This is a genomic window from Leclercia adecarboxylata (assembly GCF_035787115.1).
In the GTDB taxonomy this organism is placed as follows: Bacteria; Pseudomonadota; Gammaproteobacteria; order Enterobacterales; family Enterobacteriaceae; genus Enterobacter; species Enterobacter adecarboxylatus_E.
Map to the genome: position 1 here is coordinate 247586 of NZ_JALKTL010000002.1, position 12267 is coordinate 259852.

Annotated in this window: 11 protein-coding genes; 5 read left to right on the forward strand and 6 right to left on the reverse strand. The window is 54.8% G+C overall.

Translation table 11 applies throughout. The annotated features are described in order from the left end of the window. The first annotated feature begins 57 nt into the window (after positions 1-57). Positions 58-1083, forward strand: a complete 1026-nt coding sequence (locus MXM41_RS08675) for a hypothetical protein (RefSeq protein WP_325931240.1) — start codon at positions 58-60, stop codon at positions 1081-1083. 184 nt (positions 1084-1267) lie between these two features. On the opposite strand, the gene hmpA is transcribed toward MXM41_RS08675, so the two are convergent. The 4 genes from hmpA to MXM41_RS08695 all read right to left on the reverse strand — a co-directional run bounded on the left by hmpA (position 1268) and on the right by MXM41_RS08695 (position 6225). After that, on the reverse strand, positions 1268-2533 hold the full coding sequence (gene hmpA / locus MXM41_RS08680; protein ID WP_325931241.1) for an NO-inducible flavohemoprotein: 1266 nt from the start codon (positions 2531-2533) through the stop codon (positions 1268-1270). 76 nt (positions 2534-2609) lie between these two features. Beyond that, positions 2610-4541, reverse strand: a complete 1932-nt coding sequence (locus MXM41_RS08685; protein WP_325931243.1) for a putative bifunctional diguanylate cyclase/phosphodiesterase — start codon at positions 4539-4541, stop codon at positions 2610-2612. Positions 4542-4558: 17 nt separating this feature from the next. After that, on the reverse strand, positions 4559-5053 hold the full coding sequence (locus tag MXM41_RS08690; RefSeq protein WP_325931246.1) for a molybdopterin-dependent oxidoreductase: 495 nt from the start codon (positions 5051-5053) through the stop codon (positions 4559-4561). A gap of 311 nt (positions 5054-5364) precedes the next feature. Then, positions 5365-6225, reverse strand: a complete 861-nt coding sequence (locus tag MXM41_RS08695; RefSeq protein ID WP_325931248.1) for a DMT family transporter — start codon at positions 6223-6225, stop codon at positions 5365-5367. A 256-nt stretch (positions 6226-6481) separates the two neighbouring features. On the opposite strand from MXM41_RS08695, the gene MXM41_RS08700 reads away from it, so the two are divergent. The 4 genes from MXM41_RS08700 to MXM41_RS08715 all read left to right on the forward strand — a co-directional run bounded on the left by MXM41_RS08700 (position 6482) and on the right by MXM41_RS08715 (position 9628). Further along, the gene (locus MXM41_RS08700; RefSeq protein WP_325931250.1) at positions 6482-7276 is read left to right on the forward strand and encodes an SDR family oxidoreductase; all 795 of its coding nucleotides are present in this window, start codon (positions 6482-6484) and stop codon (positions 7274-7276) included. A gap of 94 nt (positions 7277-7370) precedes the next feature. Next, on the forward strand, positions 7371-7940 hold the full coding sequence (locus MXM41_RS08705) for an NTP transferase domain-containing protein (RefSeq protein WP_325931910.1): 570 nt from the start codon (positions 7371-7373) through the stop codon (positions 7938-7940). A 50-nt stretch (positions 7941-7990) separates the two neighbouring features. Further along, positions 7991-8227, forward strand: a complete 237-nt coding sequence (locus tag MXM41_RS08710; RefSeq protein WP_325931252.1) for a DUF1272 domain-containing protein — start codon at positions 7991-7993, stop codon at positions 8225-8227. 30 nt (positions 8228-8257) lie between these two features. Continuing rightward, the gene (locus MXM41_RS08715; protein WP_325931254.1) at positions 8258-9628 is read left to right on the forward strand and encodes a M24 family metallopeptidase; all 1371 of its coding nucleotides are present in this window, start codon (positions 8258-8260) and stop codon (positions 9626-9628) included. Positions 9629-9954: 326 nt separating this feature from the next. On the opposite strand, the gene ampC is transcribed toward MXM41_RS08715, so the two are convergent. Both ampC and MXM41_RS08725 read right to left on the reverse strand, forming a co-directional pair. Beyond that, on the reverse strand, positions 9955-11097 hold the full coding sequence (gene ampC / locus MXM41_RS08720; protein WP_325931256.1) for a class C beta-lactamase: 1143 nt from the start codon (positions 11095-11097) through the stop codon (positions 9955-9957). Positions 11098-11202: 105 nt separating this feature from the next. Beyond that, positions 11203-12267: a fimbrial protein gene (locus MXM41_RS08725; protein WP_325931258.1), complete on the reverse strand. Its 1065-nt coding sequence runs from the start codon at positions 12265-12267 to the stop codon at positions 11203-11205.

The following is a 12267-nucleotide window of genomic DNA, read 5'->3' on the forward strand; positions in this document are numbered from 1 at the left end:
CCTGTTTTTCAATCAGTTCCTGGTTCCGAACGCAAAGATTAATAAAGGACAACAGCTATGACTCACATTCACGAACACGCTACGGTTAACACTACGTATCCTGATACGCGTCTGCCCGTACCTGCGACAAGCAGCAGCGCCGTATCCTGGGGGGCCATCTTTGCTGGCGCGGCGGCAGCGGCATCTCTGTCGTTGATTTTGCTGATGCTGGGCGCCGGACTGGGCCTGACCTCCATTTCTCCCTGGGAGAGCCGCGGGCTCGACGCAGGAACGGTGGGTATCGCCGCCATCGCCTGGCTGACGTTTACCCAAATTGTGGCGTCGGGCATGGGGGGCTACTTAGCCGGACGACTGCGCACCAAATGGGTCGATACCCACACCGATGAGGTTTACTTCCGCGATACGGCCCACGGTTTTTTGACCTGGGCTGTGGCTGCGCTGGTCTCGGCTGTGCTTTTAACCAGCACCCTGGGTGCCATTATTGGCGGCGGCGCTAAAGTCGTAGGTACCGTTGCTACGGGCGCTGCGACGGCCACGGCGGCGGGCGCGGCGGGTATGGCAAACGGCTCGTCTGATTTACCCGGTTCATCCATGAACTATTTCGTGAATTCCATGTTCAGGGCGGGTAGCCCTGCCACACCGGCAACTGCTACCCCTGCTCCTGCCGCACCGGCAGACGCGGCAACCGATCCTGCTGCGCCAGCTGCGGCGCCTGCGCCTGCTACAGCAACGCCAGCCGCATCTGCTGAGCCGGTAACGCCTGAACAGATAAGCGAAGTGACCGGGATTTTTGCCAACAGCATCACCACCGGCACCTTACCGCCGGAAGATCGTCAGTATGTTGCCCAGCTGATCGCGCAGAAGACGGGCATCAGCCAGCAGGAAGCTGAGCAGCGGGTACAAACCACGTATGACAAAGCCCAGGCCAAATTAAAAGAAACGAAAGAGAAAGCGCAGCAGGCTGCTGAAGCCGCACGCAAAGCCACGAGCTATCTGATGCTCTGGACATTTATCTCTCTGCTGGCAGGTGCTTTCGTCGCCAGCCTGTGTGCGACCTTCGGTGGCCGTCAACGTGATTTATAATCTTTAATTAAGCAGGAGGTTTAACATGCGCTCATTGTTACTGTTCTTCTTAGGCGTGCCTATTCCAATCATTATTTTGATTGCGCTGTTCTTCCATTAATATTCGCTGTTAAAACATAAATGCCCGCAAGGGCATTTATGTTTATGGGTCCTGTTAGCACCACTACGGTAAGAGATCGCCGCTTCAGATACCCACCCCACCCGTACCGAATGCTTCACTGTGAATGCGCTCTTTGGCGATCCCTCGCTCCAGCAGGGAGCGGTACTGTTCGTGCATAAACGGCACCGGCCCGCACAGATAATAATCGGCATCAGTCGGCAGATAGTCCGCCGGCACAGCGCTGAGATCGAGCCGACCCTGCACGTGATAATCTTCCCCGTGCACCTCAGTTTCCTTTACCTGCTCATAGGCGATAAATATATGCAGGTTGCTGTTCTCCTCTGCGAGGGCGCCCAGCTCCTCTCGCAGCGCGTGGACATCGGAACTTCGGGCAGCATGGAGGAAAAATATCCGCTTTTTCTCCTGCGTCTGTGGCGCGTGTTCCGGTTTCAGGGAGGTATGCGGATCGGCTATCTCGGCCAGCAGATGGTGTGTCATGGACATCATGGGCGTCAGGCCGACGCCTGCGCTGATAAGCACGTTATCCACATCGGGGTTTAACAAAAAGAAGTTGCCCGCCGGTGCGCTCAGTTCCACCCTGTCGCCTTCATTGACGCCATTATGCAGGGTTGATGAGACGTACCCGGGATCCTGTCCCTCTCCACGTGGATCTTCGCGTTTGACGGAGATGCGCAGATAATCGGCCCCCGGCTTGCCGGATAGGCTGTACTGCCGCGGCTGCTTCAGACCCAGTTCAGGCACCAGTACACGCAGCGTCACATACTGCCCCGGCCGGTAATCAGGCAGGGCCTCTCCATCTTCAGGCTTCAGATAAAAAGAGGTGATCTCTTCGCTTTCCTTTACTTTTTTGCTGACGGTAAAGTTGCGCCAGCCCACCCAACTGCCGGGGGTATTCAGGTGCTCATCGTAAAGTTTTTGCTCAGACTGGATGAATATCCCGGCAAGATCCTGATATGCGGCATGCCAGGCCTCGATGAGTGGGCTCTCCATGGGGACGGAGAGCACTTCGCTGATGGAATGCAGTAAATTTTCACCGACAGTATTGTAGTCCGGGGCCTTAATATTCAGGCTGACATGTTTGTGGCAGATCAGCTCAATGACCGGCGCCAGAACCCCGGGATCGTCGATATTTTCCGCATACGCCAGAACGGCGCCTGCCAGCGCTTTTGCCTGCGCGCCGCTGCGCTGATGTCCCAGATTGAAGACTTCCTGTAAATCAGGATTATTGCGTAACATCCGCTTATAGAAATAATCCGTTAACGCAACGCCATTTTCCTTTAGTACCGGAACGGTATCTTTGACTAATTGTTTCTGCGCTTCAGTTAACATAGGGCTCTCCATGGAATTGAATTCAGTCAACAGTCATGTTCCTGATAATCATAACCCATGCAGGCCATCGTGTTTTTTAACCGTTCCTGATTCTGCCATCAATACCGGGCTGAGGTTTACCAAACAGATAGCCTTGCGCGAGATCGCAGCCCAGTGCCTGAAGGCTTTCCAGCTGCTCCTGCGTTTCGACACCTTCAGCAACAGCCTTCATATTAAGTGACTTCGCCATGCCAGTAATCAGCTTGATTATGGTAAGGGCGTCATCCTGGGTCGATATTGAATGTACAAAAGACTTATCTATTTTGATTTTATCGAAGGCCAGCTTACTCAGCCGTGAAAGAGAGGAATATCCCGTCCCAAAATCATCAATGGAAATTTGTACACCGCGGGCTCTGAGCATATTGAGGGTATTCATCGGCGTATCGTTGTCGGTAAAGAGCGAGGACTCCGTCACTTCCAGCTCAAGTCGGTTTGCCGGAAGGCCTGTCTCTTCCAGAATGGACAGCACTATTCCGGCAAAGGCTTTGCTGCTTAGCTGAATAGGGGAAACATTCACCGAAATCTTTGCCGGAACCGCCCAGGTAGCCGCTTCTCTGCAGGCCATTTCAAGCACCGATTTCCCCATTTCATTAATCATTCCAGTTTTTTCAGCAACGGGAATAAAGGTATCCGGCGACAGAAGGCCTTTTAAAGGATGGATCCAGCGCACAAGGGCTTCATAGCTGTAAATTTCCCGGCTGAACGAATCGACAATAGGCTGATAATAAACCACGAACTCTTTATTCGCTAAGGCCATGGCCAGATCGTGTTCAAGGGTTCTGCTTTCCTGCAGCTTTTGTAACATGAATTGACGGAAGACTTTTATCTGACCAGGCCCCTCTTTTTTGGCTTCATAAAGGGCCAGATCGGCAAATTTATAGAGGTAGTCGGACCGGCGCTCCGTATCTGAAATAACAATACCAACACAGGTAGCAATGTTTATGATGGTGTTATAAATCGTGTACGGCTGGTTGATCGAAGCGCATATTTTCTGGGCTCGTGAAACGGCACTGCTTTCTGTCAGGCCGCTTGAAAGAAAGGCAAACTCATCCCCGCCCAGGCGATAAAGTGTATCGGACGTGAGGCTCATCGAAACCAGACGCTGGGATATCTGCCGTAAAAGCATATCGCCGACATCATGACCATAGGTATCGTTGATCTCTTTGAAGCGATCTAAATCAAACAGCATCACGGTTACAGAATCGTTATTTTTTTCTGCCGTCTGGATGATTTTTTTTATATTTTCCCAGAAAAACTGACGGTTATTCATGCCGGTCAGCGAGTCATGGTAGACGTCATATTCCAGCTGCGTATTCTGGATTTGCAGTTTTTCCTTGGATTTCTGCAGCTCTTCAGCAAGACTTTTAACCTGAAGGTGTGCCTTAAGAATATTCCTGTTCTGAAAGAATATCAGCACACCCAGGATGGCACTCAGGATTATCAGCAGCAAAGAAGCTGCTGAGTATATATAATACAGGGTCTGTATTTTGAGGTTAGCTTTATTAATCGAGTTCACGTCATTAGTTAATGCGCCGGATGAAAGGCGGCTGAGGGGAGCATCCAGCGTATGCATTATTCTTAAATATGACAGAATTTCGGAATGGCTCATTGATTCCAGACGAGAATCCATCTCTTTGAGTATTTTTTCAAGTGCTGTAGCGAGTTCGTTGTGCGCTCTGTTGCTTGCAATAAAACGCCCCAAATCACCCTCTTTCATTAAACTACTCTGGCTGAGCATAATGTCGAGACGCAGGCGAACATCATCGATCGTCATCGCATCGCTGTCATTGGCGTAAAGACCCAGCGTTGATTCGAATCGGTAATATTCCGATACCAGCTGTGCCACAGACCATGAATCCGTGTAATGAGTCAGCTTTTGTAACTCTTGTTGCCTTTCATGTACAAGAAATGAGATGTATCCCGTAGAAATGAACAGGAAAAAAATGATGCCCGCCAGTATTCTGTTCATGTTACTCCTCTGAACTCCTACTCAATATTCATTTTGCTGACCTGCCATGCCGATCTTGAATAAAATATCTTATTATTCAGTTCAGGCAGACTGTCATAGGGATACACAATGAATAATGGTCCTTTATCGCGGATACGTATATATTCCCCGTTGATTTTATAGGCAAGGATAACGTTATATTTTTTAAAATCACTGAGAGGGATAGCCGTCGTGTAGTCATTGAGCGCAATGACCTTAGCGACAGAGCCTTTTGCCCCAACATAATCCATGAGTTTTTGCAGCGGAACACCCGTAAAGGTTGTGCGTCCATTATACCAGGGGGAGGTAGTCTGGATACTTACCATGCCCAGTTTTTCAAGGCCCGCGATATCAAAAACAGCTTTCCCGTCCTCATTCGTTTTTTTGATATTACCGGACAGGGTTAAAAGGACTTTACCGACAGGTTTGGATAGTTCATCCGCCCAGACCTGGGTAGCTACCGCAAAGCTTAACAACATGACAATTAACCGCATACTAACCTCACCTTTACGCCGGATGTGAAAGAATTATAATTTAGTTAACGTGCTATTAATATATGCTGCCTGCCTATTATTGATTCAATAGATTTATCCTTAGTTTAAACCATTAAAATCAATAAGTTAATTTTTTTAGCTACGTAAAATTGATTAAGCAAGGTCAGGTCTGTTATATGCGCCAGGCTAAATTTTATTACCTCTGTACAAAAAGTAACCAGACTGTTTATTTAATGCATATAAACACCCACTAATATAAAGGTTTATTTGTTGTCGCTGGCTCAGTTGCTGATAAGCGGGGCACCTGCGTTTCAAAAAACGTTTTTATCCATCTTCTCGCGCAATTTGCGATCGGAGGCGATAACAATCGCTATCCCGGCCAGCACCGCCAGCGTGCAAAGCAGCATCCTCAGATCCGGCATTTCCCCAAGAAATAACACCCCACCTGCCGCTGCAATACAGGGCACGCTCAGCTGCAATGTGCTGGCGGTGGCCGAAGAGAGCGTGGCGACAAGAGCATACCAGAGCACGTAGGCAATACCGGAAGCCAGCCCGCCTGACAGCAGGGCCAGGATGATGCCGCTGGCGTCAACATGGACTGGCGCCTGCCGTATCAGGGTAAGGACCAGAATAACAGGCAGGCTGAGGATGAAATTTCCCGTCGTCGTCCCCGCGGGAGAGCGGATATTTTTGCCGCGCACCGAATAAGCTCCCCACGCCAGACCGGACGCCACCATCGTCACGGCCGCTGCCAGCGGCGGTGCGGTGGCGCCGGGGAGCAGGAGGGTAATGATCCCCCCAATGGCAATGAGGATCCCGCAGGCCCTGGATCCACTCACTCTTTCCCCTTTTATCACCCCCCAGCCGATCATACAGACCTGGACTGCGCCAAACAGCAGCAATGCGCCGGTCGCCGTATTGAGCTGAACGTAAGCCAGCGAGAAGAATAAGACATAGGCGCACAACAGCAGGGCGTCGATCATTTTCCAGCGTATCTCTTTCAGCTTCCTTCGGGCCAGATGCCAGGCAAACAGCGTTGCCGCCCCACCCAGCAATCTCAGCATGCTGAAGGTCTCAGGATCGGCATGCCCATTTTTTAAGGCAATGCGACAGAGAATGGAGTTAGCTGCAAAGGCAGTTAACACAAAGAGAACCAGCAGCAGCTTTTTCATACCCTTCCTGATAAGCATCGCCAGCGCAGCAAGCTGACGGTTGAAACAGAAGTCTGTGTATTCACTTTACTTTAAAACCGGGCTGAGCGGCTGTTTCAGGACACTTTTTCGGGCGTTGAGGCGTTAACCGCAGGCCGGCGCGAGGCGCAGAGTTCAAAAATACGTCGCCACATGGTTGCATTATAAAACCAAATGCCGCACGCTTTATTTGGTTTCATTTTAAAACCATTAAATCACCAACTACTGAGGTACGACCATGACGACACAACGTTCAACGGCTTTGATTACAGGGGCATCTTCCGGGATTGGCGCAGTGTACGCCGACCGACTCGCCGCGCGCGGTTACGATCTGGTGCTGGTGGCCCGCCGGGAGGCACGTCTGCTGGCGCTGGCGGAACAGCTGAAGCAGCGCCATGGCATACGGGTCACCACGCTGACGGCGGATCTGAGCGATGAAACCGGGATCGGCGCCGTGGAAGAGGTGTTGCGCAGCAATACCGCTATCGACACGCTGATCAACAATGCCGGTACCGCGCAGATGGCGCCGTTTCTCGCGGGGGATATCGCGCAGCATCAGGCGATCAACATGCTCAACACCACCGCCCTGATGCGCCTCACCTGGGCCCTGCTGCCGCGGCTGGCGCAAAACAACCGGGGAACGCTGATTAACATCGCGTCGGTGCTGTCGATCCACGCCCGGGCGGGCAGCGCGCTGTACAGCGCCACTAAAGCCTGGGTGCTCAATTTTACGCGCGGGTTGCAGGAGGAGTTTGCCGACAGCAAGGTGCGCATTCAGGCGGTATTACCGGCGGCAACGGCCACGGAGATCTGGGAGCTGTCCGGCATCACCGCTGAGGATCTGCCCGCCGGGTCGGTGATGACCGCCGACAACATGGTGGATGCGGCGCTGGCGGGTCTGGATCAGGGTGAGCTGATTACCATTCCGCCGATGCATGATGAAGCGCTGTGGGCGCGCTATGAAGAGGCGCGGCTGGCGCTGTTTACCAGCGCCCGCACCGGCGAACCGGCGCCCCGCTATCTGGCGCGCTGAGCGTCAGGACGGGATCCCTCATTGAAGGGGGTAACAGCTGAGAAAATTGCGGTATATTTTCCTTTACCCCTTCTCACTTTTACCAGGGAACATCATCATGCTGGTCGACTGTATTATTACTGCCGCAGGGCTTTCCTCCCGAATGGGGAGGTGGAAAATGATGTTACCCTGGCGAGAAGGCACAATTCTTGATGCCAGCATTAGCAACGCACTGCAATTTTGCTCCCGGGTTATCGTCGTCACCGGTTTTCGCGCAGAGGATTTACAGGCCCGCTATCGCCATCAGGATAAGGTGACCCTGGTACATAACCCCGATTATGAAAATGGGCTGGTCGGTTCGGTGATAACCGGCGTGCGGGCGGTGAGCACCGACTACTGCTTTATTACCCCCGGCGATCTGCCCTGCCTTCACGGGAATATCTACCGCGAAATGTGGGCGTTACGCACAGATGGGGCAATCCTGCCGCACTATCACGGCACGCCGGGTCACCCCGTGTTAATTGACAGCCCCGGCCTGCAACAGGCCATTGCCCGCCCGGATATCTGCAGCATGCGCCAGGCGCTGATGCAGGGAAAACACCGCTGCGTGGACCTTGACCACCCGGAAATTATCTTTGATATCGACACCCCGGACGATTTCAGAAGACTTCAGCTGTTGAGCTGAATGAACCAAACCTGCGTCAGAGACGCCACTAACCAACAGGATGAAAAACTATGCTCGAACTTCGCCCGAACTGTGAATGGTGCGATCGTGACCTGCCGCCTGATGACCTGGACGCCCTGATTTGTTCCTTTGAATGCACCTTCTGCGCAACCTGTGCCGAAACCCATCTCAATCATCGTTGCCCTAACTGCCAGGGCGAGCTGGTACGCCGCCCGGTGCGTCCGGCGAATAAGCTGGTGAATTCGCCCGCTTCTACCCTGCGGGTTCATGCGCAAAAACAATCCTGATCCCCCGGCCTTCTGACGACGAGGTAATGAATGATCCAGCTGCAGACCCTTCCTGCTCCGCACGCCTTCACCGATGTGGCGCCAGAGCTGCTCACCGATGCCACCATGCTCGAGCGTAAAAACAAGGTACTGACTCGCATAAATGAAGCGGGCTATGACGCCCTGGTGATCTATGCCGACAAGGAGCACGGGAGCAATTTTGAGTACCTGACCGGGTTTGTGCCCCGCTTCGAGGAGGGGCTGCTGATTCTGGAAAACACAGGCGCTGCGACACTGATTCTGGGCAATGAAAACCTGAAGATGGCCGCGCACTCCCGCATTCCGGCCACCTTAAAGCACTGCCCGCTGTTCTCGCTGCCCAATCAGCCGATGGACAATGAGTGCGCGCTGGAGACGCTGTTTCACGACGCGGGCCTGAGCGCGCATACCAGAATCGGGCTGGTGGGCTGGAAAATGTTTACCGCCACCGGGGCGGATAACAGGCAGCTGTTCGATCTGCCTTATTTTATCGTTGAGGCACTCAAAAACAGCACCGCCGCGGCCTTTGAAAACGCCGCATACCTGTTTATTGGCGGCGAGAACGGGGCCCGCATCACCAACAACGCGAACGAAATTGCCCACTACGAATATGGCGCTAGCCTGGCTTCAAACTGCATTCTCAATGCCATGAACGCGGTGGCGCCGGGGATGCGCGAAACCGAGCTGGGGGCGCTGCTCGCGGCGGAGGGCCAGTATCAGACGGTGGTGACCATTGCCGCCGCCGGCCAGCGCTTTGAGAAAGCGAACTTCTACCCTACCTGGAAAACGCTGGAGCGCGGTCAGCCCCTGTCGATGACTACCGGTTTCAAGGGGGGCCTTTCCAGCCGGACCGGGTTTGTGATTGCCGACGAGAGCGAGCTGCCGGACGGCCAGAAAGATTATCTGGATCGGGTGGCAAAACCCTATTTTGCCGCCGTCGCCAGCTGGCTTGAGAAGATTAAAATCGGGATGCCGGGCGGCGAGATGTATGCCCACATCGAACAGGCGTTCAACAAAGCGCAGTATGGCTGGCATCTGAATCCGGGGCATCTCAGCGCCGATGAGGAGTGGATGTCCTCCCCCATCTACCCCCACTCTGCCGAAACGCTAAAAAGCGGCATGATCCTGCAAATCGATATTATCCCCTCCGTGCCGGGCTACACCGGCGTGAGCGCCGAAGAGAGCATTGCCCTTGCGGACAAGACGTTGCAGGAGAAGATCCAGGCGGCATACCCGGCGCTGTGGACGCGGATCGCTACCCGCCGGGCCTACATCCGCGATGTGTTACACATCAATCTGGCGGATGAGGTGATCCCGCTGTCGAATACCGTGGCCTACCTGCGCCCGTTCCTGCTGGCGAAGGCGTTGGCGTTTACCTGCTGAGTCGTATGTGTGCCGGGTGGCGGCTTCGCTTATCCGGCCTACAACACTCGAGTGAGAAAGCGGGTTTTGCCGTTTGCAAAGCGCAGATAAAATCATTAATTTTCTCACTCGCCCCCCTCTGAACCTTCACGCCAGGCGAATAAAAATGAGTAAAAAATCACGAAACACGCGCTGGACCGCTTCGACCTCCATGATGCGGATAAAAGCGCGTTAAAAGGACGAACGCGCCCGGGAAAACAGCGCGCAACCAGCGCAGGCGGTCGTAACGCAGGCAGTACCGGCGCACTGCATCAGGGATAAGCGCTCATCAGAGCAGGCCGCACACCCTACTGCAACGCATCAAGGATGCGATACGCTGCCCTCACCCGCTCGGGGTTGGGATAACTTTTATTCGCCAGCATCACGATGCCAGTCTGCTTTTCAGGGATAAAGGCGATATAGCTGCCAAACCCACCGGTAGAGCCGGTTTTGTGTACCCACGAGGCGGGCACGGGCGGCTGGGCGGGCACGATAGCCCTGGCCTCGTGCGCGGCCAGAGCGTATTTGTTATCCGCCCCCTGCTCCAGCGTCTGCGATGAAACCGGCCAGTTGAGCATCTCCCAGCCCAGCCCCTGATACATCTCTCCCACCTGCCAGTAGCGCGACTGGGCAATCTCTGCCCCTTTTTTCAGCGTAGCGTTTTTAATGCTCTCCGGATGCAGGTTGGCCTGCAGCCAGCCCGCCATATCCACGATCGAGGTTTTCACCCCGTAGGCTTCGGCATCCAGCATACCCGGTGAGACGTGCACCGCCTTGCCGTCCCGGTAGCCCCAGGCATAGTTCGCCTGCTCACTGGCCGGAACCGTTATCCAGGTGTGGTTAAGATGCAGAGGCTGAAGCACCCGGTGAGTGAGCGCCTGCCCGAAGCTCATCTTCGCGGGTTTGACTGCCAGCGCACCGAACAGGCCGATACTGGCATTGGCGTAAAGGCGTTTAGTACCCGGCACCCACGTTGGCTGCCACGCCTGATAGTATTTCTCCAGCGAGACAGCATCGGTTACGTTCTCGGGTACCTGGAGCGGTAAGCCGCCCGCGGTGTAGGTCGCCAGATGCAGCAGGCTGATGCCCTGCCACTGCTTGCCAGACAGCGCGGGCCAGAACTTGCTGGCCGGGTCGTCCAGCGCTATCTCGCCGCGCGCCACCGCATCGCCGCCGAGCACCCCGGTAAAGGTTTTGCTCACCGAGCCCAGCTCAAACAGCGTTTGTCGGGTGACGGGCTTTTTCCCGGCGACATCCGCCAGCCCCTGCATGAAGAAATACGTTTGCCCCTTGTAGATGACTGCAACGGCCATCCCCGGGATCGCCTGCGCCTTCATCAGTGCGGTGATGGTGGGGTTAACCGCGTCCGCGACTTTCGTCTCCTCCGGGGTGGCGGCAAAGGCGGAACCGGACAGGCAAATGAGAAGCGTATAAAGCAGGGATTTTTTCATCGGGATGCTCGGGCGAAAAGTGAAGCGCCTATTTTGCAGGCCTGGCGGGGAGATGTAAAACGGGCCGGGAGGCGAACTGACGCCTCTGCGCCAGTTCATGTAAAGCTAGTTATATTCCAGCGCAAAGGTGGCGGTCGTATTTACTAAGCCCGCCGTCACGGTCGGTCCGGTCTGTACCAGCTGGGCCCCGAAGTGGAAAGGCTGGGCGCTGGCGGCATCCGTCGCGGTCACCTGCCCCAGCCCCGGCAGGTTTCCTGCCTCATTGATATGCAGGGTGCTGCCAGCAACCGGCGCACCGGCGCCATTATTGCCATAACTTAGCTTCACCCCCACGCCGCTGGCGCTCGACGGCGTCTGCGTAATGGCCAGCGTATCGGTGGTGCCGACGGCGGCTGGGGTACCGAAAAAGCCAATTTTGATCTGCGCAGGCTGGGAACAATACACCGGAATGGTGAACGTCTGCGCCGTCCCCGCCGTTTGCCCCACGCCTTTAAAATCGGTGCGGTTAACCTTGCCCAGATTGACCAGAATAGTCGGGGTCGTGACGTTGCAACTGCCCGCAGCGCCGATATCCACGTTCATCGCCGTCAGGTCGGCGCTGATGGGGGTGCCGGTTGTGCCCGTCCCCGGGATCGCGACATAGAGTTTGCCGACGCTCCCCAGCGGCGAGGCGTTGGTGTGGTTGCCGCTGGTCAGGCTGACCTCACCGGTTTTATAGAAGGTGATAAAGGCTTTCACCACGATATGCTCCTGGTTCAGCAACGCGGGATCCTCGCTGCTGCGACAGACCTCGGCGTCGTGCGCGCTGGATCCCTCCAGATAGTGGATCGGCCCCCCGTTACACTGAAAGCCCAGCGCATAGCCGATGCCGGGAATGGCTGACTCAAATACCATCTGGCCGTTAATGCTGGTCTCATTACCTGTCCGCGTCTGGGCATAGTGCACCGCTATCGCCCCGGCCTGCTGCGCCTGCTGGTCGCAGGTGAAACGAAATCCACTGCCGCTGTCGGGCATGATGCTGGTCATCTGGGTGTGGTTTCGCAGCGAAGGCAGATATTTGATGTTCTGAAAGTTGATGGTCATCTGAGCGGTATCGCCGTTGCAGGTTGCCGCCCGCACGCCGGGGCTGAACAACCCGGCGACCAACAGAAGCAGATAGATTACGCGCAT